Genomic DNA, 17654 nt, shown 5'->3' on the forward strand with positions numbered 1-17654 from the left:
TCGATTACCATTTTCTTGAATTCCGGTGTATATCTCTTGTTTGGCTTCCCTTTTGGCACAATAAAACACCCCATTTGTTTTCAGTATACCATACTGTCTAACAAATGGGGTGCAGTTCAGAAGTGAACTGTGGCTCGCTTTTTATATATCAGGGCTCACCCATATTGCTTCCCGCTCTTTTGAGCGCCGGCGCCTGGGTGTGGGATGCCGCTCCCCGCCCCGTTTCGTTCCGACCCACTGGCCTGAACGAAACGAAAGGAGCTTATCTATGAGCGGCAAGAAATTTACACATAATCCCCCCGCAGCGAAGCCAAAACGGACCTCCGCTGAACGAGTAGTGAGCGAAAGGGGAAGAAAAGAACTGCCTCCCGGCACGAAGGGAGGTGAGAACTTGAAACCTGACCGCCACTACGAGCACAAGCAGCACGCCTTTGACAGCTACTGCAAGAAGGTGCTGAAATACGAGGCGTACAACGGCTATCGTGAGATCAGCCGCCGCCAGAAGTGTGAGGCACTGTTCAGCGAACTGTCGGAGGAGGAATTGGCCCAGCTTGCGGTTTATGACCGCTACTCCTGGGAGTACACGGCCTTCCCTGTGGGAGGGGCTGTGATCCTAATCGAGGATGACCGGCTGGCCGAGGCGCTGAACGCCCTGCCCCAGGATAACCGGGACATCTTCCTGATGTACTGGTTCCTGGACATGGCAGACCGCGAGATTGCCGAGTACATGAACATGGCCCGCCGGACGGTCAACACCCGCAGGCAGAAAGCCTATCGGCTGCTGAAGGAGCTGATGGGAGGTGAAGCGGATGATTAAATCTGCGTGCACGCGGGCGTCGCTGATCCCTTATCCGGTGATCGCCGCCGCTGTCGGAGGCAACCCCGAAGCGGTGAACCGGGTAGTCCGGCACTATTCCGGCTACATCGCCGCGCTGTCTACGAGGACAAGCTATGACCTTGACGGTTTTCCTCGTCCCCAGGTAGATGAAGATTTGCGCCGGCGGCTGGAAACGAAGCTGATTATCTCCATCCTGGGCTTTGATCTGAACTGACCCAGGGCCGGGTGCTGCGTGTTTTCCCCCTTTCCACGCGGTGCCCCGTTAAGCTCCTTGACAAAGAAAGCCCGGCGGGAGGCCTCCGGCGCAGTATAAGGCAGACGGATACAATCTGTCTGTGCCGAGCCGGTCGGCCGGTGCGCCATGACCCTGTTGCAAGTCCACAGGACGGGATCCCTACCAAACAGGCGAGCGATAAACACCGCGCCGCAAAACAGGTGTGGCAGCCTGTGGGCGAGGACGCGCAGACAAGATAATGAGACTCGCGCATTGGACGCCCGCAAAGCATCGTGCGCCGCACCCATCAGCATGGGCCGGGGTGAAATTCCCGTGGAGCCGCAGCCGGCGGCCATCCGTTTTCTGCCTCTTATTCTTTGCAACGCCGTCCTCTTGAAAGGGGATGCGCAAATTATTAGGAGGTGTTGTATTTGAACACGAACGATATTCCTATCTGGCAAAAATACACGCTTTCCATTGAGGAGGCGTCCAGATATTTTCGCATTGGGGAGAAGAAGCTCCGCAGGTTAGCCGAGGAAAACCCTGACGCCAACTGGCTCATTATGAACGGCAACCGCCTCCAGATCAAGCGCAAGCAGTTTGAGAAAGTCATCGACGAGCTGGAGGTTATTTGACGAAGCCGGCTGACAATGGGCCCAGGGCGCGGTATAATATGTATAGCGTATCGAGGCTCATTCCAGCGATGGAAGGGAGCTTTACATCATGTCAGAGAAAAGACGCGATAGCAAAGGTCGAATTTTAAGAACTGGAGAGAGCCAGAGAAAAGACGGAAGATACGCTTACAAGTACACGGACGCCTGCGGAAAGACTCAATTCGTGTATGCCTGGAAATTGGTCCCCACCGACAAGACCCCCACGGGCAAGCGGGATGACATCTCGCTCCGTGAGAAGGTCAAGGAGATCCTGCGAGACCTAAATGATGGGATCGACACCATCGGCAAGAAGATGACGGTCTGCCAGCTTTATGCCCGGCAGAACAGCCATCGGAAGAATGTCAAGCGGAGCACTGAGAAGGGTCGGGAATACCTGATGTCCGTTCTGAAAAGCGACCCCCTGGGCTCCCGAAGCATTGACACGGTAAAGCTCTCGGACGCCAAGGAATGGGCCATCAGGATGAGCGAGAAGGGCTATGCCTACAAGACCATCAACAACTGGAAACGGTCTTTGAAAGCGACCTTTTACACGGCGATTGAGGATGACTGCATCCGAAAAAACCCGTTCAACTTCGCTATGGACACGGTCCTGGAGGATGACACGGAGGAAAAAGTCGCGCTGACCCAGGAACAGGAGGACCGCCTCCTGGCCTTCGCCGGCAGCGACCCGGTCTACCGGAAGTATTGCGATGAGATCATCGTCCTGCTGGGGACCGGTCTCCGCGTCTCCGAGCTGTGCGGCCTGACAGTGGACCTGGATTTTGAGAACCGCCGGATCGATGTGGACCACCAGCTTCTGCGGGACAGCGAACTCGGCTACTATGTGGACGCGCCCAAGACCAAGAATGGCGTGCGGCAGATCCCCATGAGCGAGAAGGTCTATCAGGCGTTGAAGCGGGCTGTGAAGAACAGGGGCAAGGCCGCCCCGGTCAATATCGGGGGTTACACCAACTTCCTGTTCCTCAACCAAAGCGGCCTTCCCAAAACGGCGTCCTGCTACGAGAGCATGTTCCAGGGGCTTGTCAGGAAGTACAACAAGCACCACAAGCCTGATGAGGCCCTGCCGAACATCACGCCCCATACCATGCGACACACTTTCTGCACTCGGCTTGCCCAGGCTGGAATGAACCCCAAAGACCTGCAATACATCATGGGCCATTCCAACATCACCATGACGCTGAACTATTACGCTCATGCGGATTACGCCTCTGCGAAGGCGGCGATGGACAAGCTGGCGGCTTAGTAGTAAGGCCGGTTTTCTACTACGGTTTTACTACTTTTGACCGCCAAATGAGGCTCCGATATGCCATGATATGCGGGGTATCTTCCGAAACGCAAAATGCCGGAAATGCTTGATATTCCAAGCAATTCCGACATTTGCGAAGTGGTGCCAAGATAATCAGAAAATCGGTAAAACTTTTCAACAGAAAATCTAAATACATATAGAATCCCATTATATTTTACAGATCAATCTTGAAAAATATAACAGAGTTTCTCCCCTCTAAAAATCTTATATAAATCCTTTCTATTGTACTTTTTCTATGTTATTATAAAAAAAAGAATGCTTGATTCTATTTAGAAAGGATGTGTATTCATGCAATCGGCCCAGACATATACCCGCTTCCTTGCCCACCAAACTGAGGACAAAACTCGCGCCCAGACCATCCTGGAACATCTGCAGGGCACAGCTGCCCTGGCCCAGGACTTAGGAGCCGCCTTCGGGGCAGAGGAACAGGCCCGGCTGGCCGGTCTGCTCCACGACATCGGCAAATACAGCGAAGCCTTCCAAAAGCGGCTCCAGGGCCAAGCAGTCACCGTTGACCACTCCACCGCCGGAGCAAAGGAAGCTTTTGCCCGGCGGCAGCTGGAGACTGCTTTTGCGGTGGCCGGACACCACGCTGGTCTGCCGGACGGGGGTGCTGCCACAGACAGCCCGGAAGGCAGCACCTTATGTGCACGGATGAAGCGAACCATCCCCTCCTGCGATGCCTGGCACACCGAGTTGCCCGCTCTGCCTTCGGCCCGGCGGCCGCCCCAGATCCCGCCGGATAATCTGAGCGAAGCCTTTTACATTCGGATGCTGTACTCCTGCCTGGTGGACGCGGATTTTCTGGACACCGAAACCTTTATGCTGGGCCGCGCCGCCCCCCGGGGCGGATACGATTCCATTCCGGTTCTGTTCCACCGCCTGCAGCAGTACATTGCCCCCTGGCAGAATCCCACCACACCCCTCAATCAAAAGCGCTGTGAAATTCTGGAGCAATGTCTCCACGCCGGACAAACCGGAACCAGCGGACTCTACACCCTCACGGTTCCCACCGGGGGCGGCAAAACAATTTCTTCTCTGGCTTTCGCCCTGGCCCATGCCCAGGCCGCCCACAAGGACCGGGTGATTTATGTGATCCCCTATACCTCCATCATCGACCAGACCGCCGAAATTTTCCGGAAAGTTCTGGGAGAAGAAAATGTCATCGAGCATCACTCCGGCGCAGACTACCAGGTGAATGGAGACCAGACCGATCCTTCCTTTTACCGGAAAGCTCTGGCCGCTGAAAACTGGGACGCTCCGGTCATTGTCACCACGTCGGTGCAATTCTTTGAATCTCTCTACGGGAACCGTTCCTCCCGCTGCCGCAAACTTCACAACATCGCCAATAGCGTGGTCATCTTTGATGAGGCCCAGACCCTGCCGGTTTCCTATCTGCGGCCCTGTGTGGAGGCCATTGGGCAGCTGGTTCAGTATTACCGGGTGACAGCGGTGCTCTGCACCGCCACCCAGCCAGCCCTCCAGCCTCTGTTCGCAGAGCTGGCGCCCCATCTTTCCATCCGGGAAATCTGTCCTGACACCCAGGCGCTCTACAGCTTTTTCTGCCGGACCACCCTCTGTCAGGCCGGCACTCTCTCCCTGGAAGACCTGGCCGCCCGGCTGAACGCCCAGCCCCAGACCCTCTGTGTGGTCAACCGCCGGGCCACCGTTCCGGAACTGGGCGCCCTGGTGGCACCGGAAGGCCGCTTCTGCCTGACCACTCTGCTCTGCCCAGTTGATCGCAAACGCCTGCTGCACCAGATTCGTTCCCGCCTGCAGGAGGGGCTTCCCTGCCGGGTGATCTCTACATCCCTGATTGAAGCCGGTGTGGATGTAGACTTCCCCACCGCCTGGCGGGAGGAAGCCGGTCTCGACTCCATCTTGCAGACCGCCGGACGCTGCAACCGGGAGGGTAAACGGGATGCGGCGGACAGTCTGGTCTCGGTGTTCTGTCTGGACGGGGTACGTCCTCTTTCCCTGATTCGGACCAACGTAGACTCCACCCGCAGTGTCCTGGCACAGTTTTCCGACCCCGCTAGTCCCCAAGCCATTGAAACTTATTTTTCGTTTTACCGCACCCTAAAAGGAAGCTCTGCTCTAGACGTTCACGGGGTGCTGGATGCGTTCCTCAAGGGAATCCAGGGCTGCCTGTTTCCATTTGCCACCGTGGCGGAACAATTTCACCTGATCGACTCTCCTACCGTCACCCTCTACATTCCTGTGGAGCAGGGGCAAGCCCTGGTGGACCAGCTGCGGGACGGGCATTCCAGCCGGACCCTCTACCGAAAATTGGGACAGTATGCCGTCAACATCTACCCAGACCACCTGCAAAGCCTACTGGATGCAGGCGCCGCAACGCCGCTGGACGGTGACAGCTATGTCCTGACGGATCTTTCTCTCTACAGCCGCAATACCGGCCTTGCCCTGCAGGCGGAGACCGGAAAAGCTCTTTTTGGATGATGGCATAAGAAAAGGGCGGCAAGATCCTTCCTTGCCGCCGCTTTCCTACAAAGTACATCTAATTTTTTCTATCCACAGCAGCTGCTGACGCCTTTATTATATCGAATCATGGGGCTGAAGGCAAATTCACCCCTCAAATTTCACAATTTACATGCGGTTGATTTGGACGATGCAACAAATCTGCCGGTTTGTCTTGACAGTTTTGGGGATCGGGTATAGAATCATATCGCAATCAATTTTAAATTACATTTAATTGAAGAAAGGAGTTGTCGCAGTGATCCAACTGGAAGTCTGGGGGCCTTACGCCCTGTTCAGCAGGCCCGAACTGAAGGTGGAGCGAGCTTCGTATGACGTACCCACCCCTTCGGCGGCCCGCGGGATGGTGGAAGCCATCTATTATCATCCTGGTCTGCGGTGGCACATTGACCGCATTTATGTGATGAATCCCATCCGCTTTGTCAGCATCCGGCGCAACGAGGTCATGAGCAAAATTTCGGCCCGCAATGTGCGCCAGGCAGCCCAGGGCGGCAAACAGGATTTATACTTGGCCACACCTCAGGAAATCGTACAGCGCTCTTCCATGCTGTTGCAGGATGTCCACTATGTCATTGAGGCCCATTTTGATATGACCGACAAGGCCTCTCCGTCCGACAATCCCGGCAAATTTCAGGATATTGTCACCCGCCGGATGGAACGGGGCCAGTGCTTCAACACCCCGTATCTGGGGTGCAGGGAGTTTTCCGCATCTTTCCGGCGCTGGCCGGGCGGCCCCATTCCCACCATCCCGGAAACCCGGGACCTGGGCCTGATGCTGTATGATTTCGACTATTCTGATCCCCAGCACATTACCCCCACCTATTTCCGCGCCAAACTGGACAACGGCGTTCTGAACGTTCAGGATTGCGAGGTGCTCCGATGATCCTGCAGGCACTTACCCACTATTATGAGGATTTGCTGAACCTCGGCACCATTGCCCGGCCCGGCTGGAACCTCTCCAAAATTTCCTACGGATTGCTGCTGGACGACGACGGCCATCTGGTGCAGCTGCTGCACCTGCAGCAGGAAGTCTCCCGGGGCAAAAAGATGGTTCTTGCCTCGCAGGAATATTCCCTCCCCGCCCCTGTCAAGCGTTCTTCAGGGGTGGCGCCCAATTTTCTCTGGGACAACAGCGGCTATCTGCTGGGCGCAGACAACAAGGGCAAGCTCCAGCGAACCGCCCAATGTTTTGCAGCCGCCAAGGAACTGCATCTAAGTCTCCTGCGGGACGCAGATTCCCCTGCTGCCCGGGCCATTGTCCGCTTTTTTGAGACCTGGGACCCCGCCCGGGCCGCAGACTGTCCCGTCCTGCAGGAGGACTGGGAGGACCTGATGAAGGGCGGCAATCTAACCTTCTGGTATCAGGGCCGCCCGGCTGCGGAGGACCCCGTCATCTGTGAGGCGTGGCAGCGCCACTATGACGGCGGAGACGACGCCGGCGAACCGGATATTCTCTGTCTGGTCACCGGCCGCCGCGGCCCCCTGGCCCAGCTTCATCCAAGCATCAAGGGGGTGGCCGGCGCCCAGAGCAGCGGCGCTTCACTGGTGTCCTTCAACGCCTCTGCCTTCTGTTCCTATGACCACGAGCAGGGTGCCAACGCCCCCACAAGCGAATATGCCGCTTTTGCCTATACAACAGCCCTGAACACCCTGCTGGCCGACCGCAACCACGTCTGCCGGGTGGGAGACACCACGATTGTACTGTGGGCCGAGGGAGCTGGCAACGCCTATCAAGACTGCGCCATGGCCGCCCTGTTCGGCGGTATGGGAACGGAAGCGCCCTCTTATCAGGAAAACGATCTTCTGAACGCCCTGAAGCAGTTGGCCAGCGGCCATGCCATTGACTGGGAGGAAAGCCGGTTGGACCCCAATACCCGGTTTTATGTTCTGGGGCTTGCCCCCAATGCTGCCCGTTTGTCGGTCCGCTTTTTCTGGCAGAACAGCTTCGGACAGCTGGCCCAAAATCTAGACGCTCATTATAACCGTCTGCGGATCGTCCGTCCTTCCTATGACCAGACTTCGTCTCTCACGGTCTGGCGCATGGTGCTGGAAACGGTGCGCAAAGTGCCCGCCGGGTCCAAGCGCCCCGAACCCAGCCCCCGTCTGGCCGGCGATCTGCTGCTGGCCATTCTGAACAATGCCCCTTACCCCGCCACCCTGCTGGACGGCGTCCAGCTCCGCATCCGCGCCCAGCAGGATATCAGCTGGGGACAGGCTGCCATTCTTAAAGCGTACTATCTGCGCAATTCCAGCAATCAACAGCTCAAGGAGGTTATGACCATGGAATTGAACGAACAAAGCACCTATCTACCCTATGTGTTGGGGCGTCTGTTTTCGGTCCTGGAAGCTGTGCAGCAGCGCGCCAATCCGGGGATCAACACCACCATCAAAAACCGCTATTTCAATTCGGCATCCGCCACCCCGGCTCTGGTCTTTCCTACTCTCATCAATCTGGCTCAAAAGCACCTGAACAAGCTGGACAGCGGCATTGCTACTTATTACGACAAACGGATCACCGAACTGAGCAGCCGTATCACCGAGACCCTGCCCGCCCGGATGACGCTGCCGGAACAGAGTGCATTCCAGATCGGATATTATCACGAAACCCAGAAGCGCTACACCAAGAAGGAGGAGAAGTAACCATGTCCGAGCCCATCAAGAACCGCTATGATTTCGTCATTCTGTTTGATGTCGAAAATGGCAACCCCAACGGCGACCCCGATTCCGGCAATATGCCCCGGGTAGACCCGGAAACCGGCTATGGCCTGGTGACCGACGTATGCCTGAAGCGGAAAATCCGCAATTATGTGGAGACGGCCAAAGAGGACGCCGAGGGCTACCGAATCTACATCAAGGACCAGGTTCCCCTCCAGCGCAGCGACGCCGAAGCCCTGTCCTATCTAGGGGTTGACAAGGACCTGAAGGCAGCCAAAAAGGACGACCCCACCCTGGATGTCAAAATCCGTGACTTCATGTGCCACAACTTCTATGACATCCGCACCTTCGGCGCGGTGATGACCACCTTTGTCAAAGGCGCTTTGAACTGCGGCCAGGTCCGGGGACCCGTTCAGCTGAGCTTTGCCCGCAGCGTGGACCCCATCCTGCCCCAGGAAATCACCATCACCCGGGTGGCCATCACTACCGAGGCCGATGCCGAGAAAAAAGGAACCGAAATGGGCCGCAAATACATTGTCCCCTATGGCTTGTACCGGGCCGAAGGGTATGTCTCTGCCAATCTGGCCCGCAAGGTCACCGGTTTTTCGGAGGAAGACCTGCAGCTTCTGTGGCAGGCTATCCTGAATATGTTTGAAAATGACCACAGCGCCGCCCGGGGTAAAATGGCAGTGCGGGAACTGATCGTCTTCAAGCACGACAGTGAGCTGGGCAACGCCCCCGCCTACAAACTGTTTGACGCAGTTCATGTGGACCACGCCGCCGGCGTGACGGTCCCCCGCAAGTACAGCGACTATGTGGTGACGGTGGACCAGCAGCTGCCCGCCGGCGTCACCTGTGAGAGACTGTCCTGATGGACACCGACGGTTACCTGATGATGTCCGGCATCCAGCACTTTTCCTTTTGCCGGCGTCAGTGGGCTTTGATTCACCTGGAGCAGCAGTGGGCCGAAAACCTCCAGACCACCGAAGGGCAGCTACTGCATCAGCGCTGCCACGACGAAACCTTCCATGAAAAGCGTGGAAATCTCCTGGTGGTGCGGGGGATGCGTGTTGTCAGCCACCGCTTGAAAATGACTGGCACCTGTGACGTGGTGGAATTTCACGTCGACCCTGAAGGCATTGCACTGGAAGGATACCCGGGCCTTTGGCTTCCTGTACCGGTGGAGTATAAACATGGCTCCCCGAAAATCAACGATGCGGATCGTCTCCAACTCTGCGCCCAGGCAATGGCGCTGGAAGAAATGCTGGTCTGCACCATCCCGCAGGCGTTCCTTTTCTATGCCGAGACCCGGCGGCGAGAAACCGTGGAACTTACGCCGGAGCTTCGCCAGAAGGCCCAGTCCATGGCGGAGGAAATGTCCCGTCTCTTTGCCCGAGGTTATACGCCCAAGGTGAAACCCGGAAAGCACTGCAACGCCTGTTCTTTAAAAGAGCTTTGTCTGCCTGTCCTATGCCGCCGCGCCGATGCTGCCGGGTACGTTCGCACCTACCTGCTGGAATCCGAAGGAGAAATACCATGCGAAAGCTGCTGAATACCCTGTTTGTCCTGACCGAAAGCAGCTATCTGACCCTGGACGGCGAAAACGTTGTCATCAAGCAGGACCAAACCGAAACGGCCCGTTTCCCGCTGCACACTCTGGAGGGCATCCTCTGTTTTTCCTATCCGGGCGCTTCTCCTGCCCTGATGGGCGCCTGTGCGCAGCGGAACGTAGATTTGGCCTTTTTTACACCCCGCGGGCAGTTTTTGGCCCGCTCGGTCGGCCAGACCCGAGGCAACGTATTGCTTCGCCAGCAGCAATTTCGCGCTGCCGATGACCCCGGCGTCTGTTGCCGGTACGCCAAAGGATTTCTCCTGGGGAAAGTGTATAACGCCCGCTGGGTCCTGGAACGTGCCACCCGCGATCATCCGCAGCGCGTTCCTGTGGAAACCCTCAAGACGGTCTCGGCCCAGCTGGCTGCTGCCTTGCCCAAAATCGAGGATGCCATGACCACAGAGGAACTTCGCGGCATCGAAGGAGAAGCTGCCCAGCTGTATTTTGGCGTTCTGGATCATCTGATTCTGCAGCAGAAAAAAGACTTTGCCTTTGTCCGCCGCAGCCGGCGGCCGCCTCTCGATCCCGTCAACGCACTTCTTTCCTTCGCCTATACCCTGCTGGCCCGGGACTGCGCCGCTGCACTGGAAGGCGTCGGTCTGGACCCCTATGTCGGCTTTCTGCATACCCCTCTCCCCGGGCGCACCAGCCTGGCCCTTGATCTGATGGAAGAGCTGCGCACCGCCTTTGCAGACCGCTTTGTTCTGACCTGCATCAATCAGAAAACCACCCTCTCCAAACACTGCATTCGCCAGGAGAGCGGAGCCGTTCTTCTGACCGATGAAGGGCGGCGCGCCTTTCTGACTGCCTGGCAGCAGCGCAGACAGCAAACCATCCAGCATCCTTTCCTTGGTGAAAAGATTCCCTGGGGGCTTGTCCCTTATGTTCAGGCCCTTCTGCTGGCCCGCACCCTGCGCGGAGATCTGGATCGGTATCCTCCTTTCTTTTGGAAATAAATGGGTGGTTTTATGTTGGTTCTTGTCACCTATGATGTGAACACCGAGACGGCCGCCGGCCGGCGCCGTCTGCGCAACGTGGCCAAAGCTTGTGTCAATTATGGCCAGCGGGTTCAAAACTCCGTTTTTGAATGTATGCTGGATGCGGCGCAATACGCTCTGTTCAAAGCCGAACTGGCTGCACTGATTGATCCGGAAACGGACAGTCTCCGTTTTTACCGTCTTGGCAATCACTATGCATCCAAGGTGGAGCAGATCGGACTTACGCCCCAATGGCCCCAGGACGGAATTCTTTTCGTGTAAAGGACTGGATTGCTTTCAGCCGCCTCTGTGCGAGCCGGAAGTCCGCAGAACTTTCACGCTTTCCTCGCACCGGATTCTGACTGTTCCTGGATGGTAAAAATATAAAATTGTCTCCTTCATTCATTGCAGGCTGCATAAAATACAGATGTCTTTTTTGTCAGCCTTATCTTTGTGAACAAATGTCAGCGGTTATATTCTCATTTGACCGTCACATTTGCTGTCGCCCTCCTCGCGGAGGGCGTGGATAGAAATAGAGGACGGCAGAGCGGCGGCCAAAATAGAAGCGGTCGCCCTCCTCGCGGAGGGCGTGGATAGAAATCCAGACCCTCAAACACGCGCGACCGGCAAAGCCAGGTCGCCCTCCTCGCGGAGGGCGTGGATAGAAATACGTCGGACGGGTTCCACGTCGCCGCGACCTATGTCGCCCTCCTCGCGGAGGGCGTGGATAGAAATGTTGGCCAGAAGCCAGGACACTGTACAGCGGGCCGTCGCCCTCCTCGCGGAGGGCGTGGATAGAAATTATGAGGTTTTGGATTGCATCAATATCGGATCTAGGTCGCCCTCCTCGCGGAGGGCGTGGATAGAAATCCCATGTGGGGGCTGTGCCCCCACCTTATACCGGGTCGCCCTCCTCGCGGAGGGCGTGGATAGAAATCCCATGTGGGGGCTGTGCCCCCACCTTATACCGGGTCGCCCTCCTCGCGGAGGGCGTGGATAGAAATTAAATAGTCTCAAGACAAGGCAGCCCCGCTCGCGGTCGCCCTCCTCGCGGAGGGCGTGGATAGAAATGGCAATTTTGGCCGGACGAAGTAGAAGAGAAGAGAAGAGAAGAGAAGGTCGCCCTCCTCGCGGAGGGCGTGGATAGAAATATCCTCGGGGCGGTACGTGTGGAGCACAGCTACGTCGCCCTCCTCGCGGAGGGCGTGGATAGAAATGGGTTCAGCCAGATTTCCCCCGGCGTCTGTCCGGTCGCCCTCCTCGCGGAGGGCGTGGATAGAAATGGAGGAGCCGGAAGAGGCAGCAGAAATCTACACGTCGCCCTCCTCGCGGAGGGCGTGGATAGAAATATGAACGCACAGAAGGAGCGTTTCAACGCACTGCGTCGCCCTCCTCGCGGAGGGCGTGGATAGAAATGCACTGGACGGGCGCGTCGCACTGCGGACGTTTAGTCGCCCTCCTCGCGGAGGGCGTGGATAGAAATCCTGCGGGCAGTGCATGGAATGCCGCATCAACTAGTCGCCCTCCTCGCGGAGGGCGTGGATAGAAATTTTTATGCTCTCCAGGATCTCCAAGACCTTTCTCGTCGCCCTCCTCGCGGAGGGCGTGGATAGAAATTGGAGAACGGTGACAACATTGCCGCAGTCACACCGTCGCCCTCCTCGCGGAGGGCGTGGATAGAAATTCCGATGCTCCAGCAAGGGATCACAACTTCGGATGTCGCCCTCCTCGCGGAGGGCGTGGATAGAAATCTTTATGATGGATCCGCCATGTGGGCGGTGGACCGTCGCCCTCCTCGCGGAGGGCGTGGATAGAAATAGCAAATCCCCGCTCAGAAGGCCCGGCGTGTTGGGTCGCCCTCCTCGCGGAGGGCGTGGATAGAAATGATTTTAAGCCCGTCAAAATGCTTGACCCAGTGCGGTCGCCCTCCTCGCGGAGGGCGTGGATAGAAATATATTGTCACACTGAAAATCCCACGCCGTAGGTGGTCGCCCTCCTCGCGGAGGGCGTGGATAGAAATGTCTAAGCGTGTAATCGGTCAACAGGCCGGTTTTGTCGCCCTCCTCGCGGAGGGCGTGGATAGAAATAAAGTCGCCGGATGTGTCGTCAATGTCCGTCCAGGTCGCCCTCCTCGCGGAGGGCGTGGATAGAAATCCCCCTGCGACACAAAATCTGTGTGACGGCGTGAGGTCGCCCTCCTCACGGAGGGCGTGGATAGAAATCTGGGAGGTGTAACTGGTACCCTTGTCGGCGTTGGTCGCCCTCCTCACGGAGGGCGTGGATAGAAATTTGTTGCCGATCTGCTGGCCCTCGCCCTCGATGGTCGCCCTCCTCACGGAGGGCGTGGATAGAAATACGTCCTGTCTGCCGGAGCCGCAGAAGGGTGAACCGGTCGCCCTCCTCACGGAGGGCGTGGATAGAAATAGCTGCGGGGTAATGTACATGGGCCGCCTCCTTGTCGCCCTCCTCGCGGAGGGCGTGGATAGAAATTGGGCGGAAAAAACCGAGTACAGCATTCCGCAGAGTCGCCCTCCTCGCGGAGGGCGTGGATAGAAATTCGGACATGGTTAACGTAATACCAAAACGCGCCAGCGCCACCGGTAGTTCCTGAATCAGAGGGGCGTTGACATGCGCGCTCTTGATCGGGTGGAAATGAGCTTTTCCATCTTGTGGGGTTCATTGTTGCCCGACACCAGTCCGACGTAGTCGGCGGCTGTGACGTGTTCCGCATCAGCAAAGCTGACGGTGAAAGCTCCATTGGTCCGAATGTTCCGGGTGGTGCGGTGATCCTCGCTGAGGCAGAGGACCACTTTGTCGGCGTCGTACAGGCCGCCCCAGGCGGCGTTCATGGCGTCGGCTGTGCCGTCAGGATTCCATGTCCCGATGATGAGAACCGGCAGAGGATAAAACCAGGATTTTACGCCAAAATCTGTGCGCATAGCATGCTTCTCTCCCTTCTGAAATGTGACAAATCGGGCTCACTTCTGACCATCCACGTCGGGCACAATCTCGGCGTAGCGGCGCAGCAGTTCGGGGGTGCTGGTATAGTAGCGCTTGCACTGGTCCATGGCTGCGATGCGGCTCATCTCCTCGTCGGTGAGGGTGAAGTCGAATAAATCGAAATTGTCCCTGATATGGGCGGGGTTCCTGGAACCGGGAATGACAATGTTGCCGCTCTGAATCTGCCAGCGCAGGATGGTCTGTGCATTGCTCTTGCTGTATTTCTGAGCCAACTCAGTAAAAACCTTCTCCTGAATCAGGGTCTTGTCCCCATGGCCCAGGGGATACCAGGCCTGAATCACCATGGCTTCCTCATCCAGAAAAGCCTTCAGCTCCTTCTCCTAGTTGTAGGGATGAACCTCGGTCTGAAGGACTGCAGGCCGAACCTTGCACTGGGAGAGAATCTCCTCGATCTGCGTCCGATTGAAGTTGGACAGGCCGATGGCCCGGACTTTTCCCTCCTGACAGGCCTTCTCCATCTGGCGGTAGCCGGCCAGATAGTTGCCTGCGGGCTGATGGATGAGCAGCAGGTCGATGTAATCCGTGTCCAACCGTTCGAGGGTCTTGTCCACTGCATCGGGCTGTTCGTAGAAGGAAGGCCAGAGCTTGGTCTCCAGGAAAATCTCCTCCCGGGGCAGGCCGCTCTCGCGGATGGCGCGGCCCACAGCCTTCTCATTTAGATAGGCGTTGGCCGTGTCGATGAGACGGTAGCCGTCTCCCAGAGCGCTGAGGACCGAAGTTTCGGCCTCGTCGGGGGTCAGCAGGAAGGTGCCAATGCCCGCCATGGGCATCTTGACGCCGTTATTTAAAGTTACGTATTCCATAAAGAAAACCTCCTTAAATATTCATTGTACGGTCCGTTTCGTTCCACCGAACACCTCCGACATCTCCATGCCGTTCAGGAGCCAGGGTTTCCCCTGCCAGCTGCTCGCTGCTATGCGGGTCGGCCGGGGTACCGTACACCTCAGCCGTGTCAAAAAAGTGTAGCTGAAACCATAAGCCTGCCGCAGCAGTGTGCCTGCGTCCTGTGCATCGGTGGGGCGCCGTAGGCGTGGAAAAAAACATACAGCCCAACCCCACCGACGACGCCTGCAAGCTGCGGCCGGGTCTGTATCAAGTATAAAAGGAATTGGGCTCCAGCAGAAGTCTCCATTGGTTATGCAGTTGTAACGTTGGGGTTCACACCGAGGGGCGTGCGCATCTTTTCATTTTATGAAAGAGGCTTTCGTGACCGGTCGTTGTCTTTTAGCACCTTTGAAGATATCCTAAAGACAACGATACAGATGACTTTTTTGCAGATCCGCCAAAACAAAGCGGTGCCCATCCCTCACCTATACCCATGAAGCCGGCAAACGCTGAATTTCTCATTTTCCACGCACAAGGGTGTGCCCATCCGGGCACACCCTTGTTTTGCTTTTTGAGCGCTGAGCCTTGACAAAGCCTTTTCCCTGACGATACAATAAAACCAGTGATTCAAAAGGACGGTGATCTGTGTGTATAACCCGCAGCTCGATACATTTTTGTGCGTGGCGGACGCCGGCAGCTTCAACAAAGCCGCCGAACGGCTGTATATCTCGCCGCCTGCGGTCATCAAACAGATCAACCTGCTGGAAGAGGGCCTGGGCCTGCAGCTCTTTGTGCGCGCCCACCGGGGCCTGCAGCTCACCCCGGCGGGCCAGAGCCTCTACCAGGATGCGCGATACATCATTCAGTACTGCAACGACTCCATCACGCGGGCCCGCAGCTCCATGCAGGAGAGCGAAAAAGTGATTCGCATCGGCACCTCCCCCATGACGCCGGCCCAGTTCCTGGTGGATCTTTGGCCCCGGGTACAGCAGTACCGCCCCGACCTCAAGTTCCAACTGGTTCCCTTCGACAACACGCCCCAGAACGCCCGGGAGATTTTATCCAACCTTGGCCAGAACATCGATGTGGTGGCCGGCATCTTTGACGATACCATGCTGGAGCTCCGCCGCTGCGCCGGACTGGAACTTTCCCGGGAACCCATCTGCTGTGCTGTATCGGCCTACCACCCGCTGGCCCAAAAAGACAGCCTGACGGTACAGGACTTCTACGGCGAAAAACTGATGCTGATCCGGCGCGGGTGGAGCCATTATGTGGACCTTCTGCGGGATGACATCTGGAAAAACCACCCCCAAATTCAGATCGTGGACTTTGATTTTTACGACACCGGCGTCTTCAACGACTGCGAGAACCGGGGCTATATTCTGATGGCGGTAGAGAGCTGGCACTATGTCCATCCGCTGCTCAAAATCCTGCCGGTGGACTGGGGTTACACAATCCCTTTCGGCCTGCTCCACGCCCCCGAACCTGCTCCCCTGGTGGCCGCCTTTCTGGAAACGGTCCAGAAAGCCGCGCCCAGAGCTTAAACCTTTCAGTAACAACATAACCAATCGAGACTTCTCCTGAAGTCTCGATTTTTTTATACTAGGCTCACAAACGGATGTATTCCCCGGCAGCAGATGAAAGAGGCGGTCCAAGACGGTGTTGATCTGATGGGCTACACCCCCTGGGGATGCATCGATCTGGTGTCCGCTTCCACCGGCGAATATGCCAAGCGCTATGGTTTCATCTACGTCCGCCGCTACGACAACGGCACCGGCGCCTTTGATACTCTCAGCCACGCCATGGAGACCTTCTTCGGCCATTCCGACCTGGACAACGTCTCGGACGAGGTGGCCCTGGCTGTTATGCGCAGCACGGTAGTGAATATGCGTGCACTGCTGCGCGACATAAACGATCTGACCGCCCGCAGCAACTTGATGTGGACCTCGGCCATGGCTGAAAACGGCATCCTCAAGGTGGGCCGCACCACCGACTTCGAATGCCACCAGATCGAACACCAGCTGGGAGCCTACACCGACTGCAACCACGGCCAGGGCCTTGCAGTCATTCATCCAGCCTATTACCGCCATATCTGTAAGGACGCTGCCCCGAAACTGGCCCGGATGGCCCAGGCCGTCTGGAACATTGACCCCGCAGGCCGCAGTGAAGCCGACCTTGCCGAGGAAGCTGTGGATTCCCTCGCTGCGTTCATTGCAGAGTGCGGCCTGCCCACCAAACTCTCCCAGCTGCGCAGCAAGACGCTCATCACCCCGCCCCTGCTGCGCCAGGTGGCAGACAGCGTCAACCTTCTGACAGGCGGCCCCGCATCCTTACCCATGATGAAGTGTACGAGATTTTGACCGAATGTCTGTGAAAACACAAGAGCTACCCGATCTACAGTGAACCGCCCCATATTGTGCGGACAGTACAAAAAAGAAGCCTGCAAGGGGTGGAATAAACGAATCAAAGACTGGCCTGGCTCCGCTCTCGCTTCGCCAGGCCAGTCTTTGTCTGGAGCCGCTCATAGTTGTAAAAGTGGATGTACTCGTCGATCAGGTCGTTGGCCTGCTGAAACGTTTTGAGCTTTTGGCGGTAGATACATTCTGTTTTCAGGATACCGAAAAAATTTTCGGCCATTGCGTTGTCATAGCAGTTTCCGCGTCTTGACATGGAAGGCGTAATGCCGTAAGATTGAGTCAGCTTAAAATATCCGTGTGAGGTATATTGAAAGCCCTGGTCGCTGTGGAGGTGCAACTCCCCAGCGACTTTCTCTTTCTTCATGGCAAGGCGAATGGTATCCAGCACCAGGTTGACAGTCTGGGATGTTGCTGTTTTGTAAGCTACAATGCTGTTGTCGTACAGATCCCGGATCATGGACAGGTACAGGACGCCTTGCTCTGTATGGATATAAGAGATATCGGTGACCCATTTGCTGTTTGGTCTTTCTGTATGGAAATCCCGATTCAGCAGATTCTCATACCTGTGAATCTGCTGCCCCAGCTGCTTCCACTGCCTGCGTCTGCGGATTTCAGACAG

Annotated in this window: 17 protein-coding genes and 1 CRISPR repeat array; of the genes, 13 read left to right on the forward strand and 4 right to left on the reverse strand. The window is 56.8% G+C overall.

What is annotated here, in order from left to right; genetic code table 11:
* Positions 1 to 391: 391 nt before the first annotated feature.
* From B5G28_RS12130 to cas2, 11 genes are all read left to right on the forward strand, one after another.
* A complete protein-coding gene (locus tag B5G28_RS12130; protein ID WP_242967603.1) occupies positions 392 to 817 on the forward strand; it encodes a sigma-70 family RNA polymerase sigma factor in 426 nt (141 codons plus the stop codon).
* The gene (locus B5G28_RS12135; RefSeq protein ID WP_025654191.1) at positions 810 to 1052 is read left to right on the forward strand and encodes a helix-turn-helix domain-containing protein; all 243 of its coding nucleotides are present in this window, start codon (positions 810 to 812) and stop codon (positions 1050 to 1052) included. The genes B5G28_RS12130 and B5G28_RS12135 overlap by 8 nt, the downstream gene beginning before the upstream one ends.
* A gap of 431 nt (positions 1053 to 1483) precedes the next feature.
* Positions 1484 to 1687 carry an excisionase gene (locus B5G28_RS12140; protein ID WP_025654190.1) on the forward strand — a complete coding sequence of 68 codons (204 nt, stop codon included), beginning with the start codon at positions 1484 to 1486 and terminating at the stop codon, positions 1685 to 1687.
* A gap of 88 nt (positions 1688 to 1775) precedes the next feature.
* The gene (locus B5G28_RS12145) at positions 1776 to 2969 is read left to right on the forward strand and encodes a site-specific integrase (protein WP_087249179.1); all 1194 of its coding nucleotides are present in this window, start codon (positions 1776 to 1778) and stop codon (positions 2967 to 2969) included.
* A 351-nt stretch (positions 2970 to 3320) separates the two neighbouring features.
* Entirely contained in the window at positions 3321 to 5492 is a 2172-nt protein-coding gene (locus tag B5G28_RS12150; RefSeq protein WP_087249180.1) for a CRISPR-associated endonuclease Cas3'', read from the forward strand.
* Between the two features lie 274 nt (positions 5493 to 5766).
* Positions 5767 to 6411 (forward strand): type I-C CRISPR-associated protein Cas5c, encoded by a 645-nt coding sequence (cas5c, locus tag B5G28_RS12155; RefSeq protein ID WP_242967604.1) that lies wholly within the window; start codon positions 5767 to 5769, stop codon positions 6409 to 6411.
* The gene (cas8c, locus tag B5G28_RS12160; RefSeq protein ID WP_087249184.1) at positions 6408 to 8168 is read left to right on the forward strand and encodes a type I-C CRISPR-associated protein Cas8c/Csd1; all 1761 of its coding nucleotides are present in this window, start codon (positions 6408 to 6410) and stop codon (positions 8166 to 8168) included. The genes cas5c and cas8c overlap by 4 nt, the downstream gene beginning before the upstream one ends.
* A 2-nt stretch (positions 8169 to 8170) precedes the next feature.
* Positions 8171 to 9055, forward strand: a complete 885-nt coding sequence (gene cas7c / locus B5G28_RS12165) for a type I-C CRISPR-associated protein Cas7/Csd2 (RefSeq protein WP_087249186.1) — start codon at positions 8171 to 8173, stop codon at positions 9053 to 9055.
* Positions 9055 to 9735, forward strand: a complete 681-nt coding sequence (gene cas4 / locus B5G28_RS12170; protein WP_087249188.1) for a CRISPR-associated protein Cas4 — start codon at positions 9055 to 9057, stop codon at positions 9733 to 9735. Before cas7c ends, cas4 begins: the two co-directional genes overlap by 1 nt.
* A complete protein-coding gene (cas1c, locus tag B5G28_RS12175) occupies positions 9720 to 10751 on the forward strand; it encodes a type I-C CRISPR-associated endonuclease Cas1c (RefSeq protein ID WP_087249190.1) in 1032 nt (343 codons plus the stop codon). The genes cas4 and cas1c overlap by 16 nt, the downstream gene beginning before the upstream one ends.
* Before the next feature lie 12 nt (positions 10752 to 10763).
* Positions 10764 to 11054 carry a CRISPR-associated endonuclease Cas2 gene (gene cas2, locus B5G28_RS12180; protein ID WP_087249196.1) on the forward strand — a complete coding sequence of 97 codons (291 nt, stop codon included), beginning with the start codon at positions 10764 to 10766 and terminating at the stop codon, positions 11052 to 11054.
* Between the two features lie 219 nt (positions 11055 to 11273).
* Positions 11274 to 13329: a CRISPR direct-repeat array (repeat unit 33 nt; unit sequence GTCGCCCTCCTCGCGGAGGGCGTGGATAGAAAT).
* A 55-nt stretch (positions 13330 to 13384) separates the two neighbouring features.
* Here cas2 and B5G28_RS12185 read toward each other — a convergent pair.
* The 3 genes from B5G28_RS12185 to B5G28_RS15250 are packed head-to-tail and all read right to left on the reverse strand — an operon-like array spanning position 13385 to position 14596.
* The gene (locus B5G28_RS12185) at positions 13385 to 13711 is read right to left on the reverse strand and encodes a flavin reductase (protein ID WP_242967607.1); all 327 of its coding nucleotides are present in this window, start codon (positions 13709 to 13711) and stop codon (positions 13385 to 13387) included.
* Between the two features lie 39 nt (positions 13712 to 13750).
* Positions 13751 to 14077, reverse strand: a complete 327-nt coding sequence (locus tag B5G28_RS15245; protein WP_343215550.1) for an aldo/keto reductase — start codon at positions 14075 to 14077, stop codon at positions 13751 to 13753.
* Between the two features lie 36 nt (positions 14078 to 14113).
* Positions 14114 to 14596: an aldo/keto reductase gene (locus tag B5G28_RS15250; RefSeq protein WP_343215551.1), complete on the reverse strand. Its 483-nt coding sequence runs from the start codon at positions 14594 to 14596 to the stop codon at positions 14114 to 14116.
* Between the two features lie 669 nt (positions 14597 to 15265).
* Here B5G28_RS15250 and B5G28_RS12195 point away from each other — a divergent pair.
* Positions 15266 to 16162: a LysR family transcriptional regulator gene (locus B5G28_RS12195; protein ID WP_087249192.1), complete on the forward strand. Its 897-nt coding sequence runs from the start codon at positions 15266 to 15268 to the stop codon at positions 16160 to 16162.
* A 93-nt stretch (positions 16163 to 16255) separates the two neighbouring features.
* Positions 16256 to 16978, forward strand: a complete 723-nt coding sequence (locus B5G28_RS12200) for an iron-containing alcohol dehydrogenase (RefSeq protein ID WP_158099628.1) — start codon at positions 16256 to 16258, stop codon at positions 16976 to 16978.
* A gap of 103 nt (positions 16979 to 17081) precedes the next feature.
* On the opposite strand, the gene B5G28_RS12205 is transcribed toward B5G28_RS12200, so the two are convergent.
* Positions 17082 to 17654: IS3 family transposase (locus B5G28_RS12205; RefSeq protein WP_144265538.1), on the reverse strand; the 573-nt coding region annotated here is incomplete at its 5' end.

Origin of the sequence: Faecalibacterium sp. An77 (genome assembly GCF_002161315.1) — a bacterium.
Classification (GTDB): Bacteria; Bacillota; Clostridia; order Oscillospirales; family Ruminococcaceae; genus Faecalibacterium.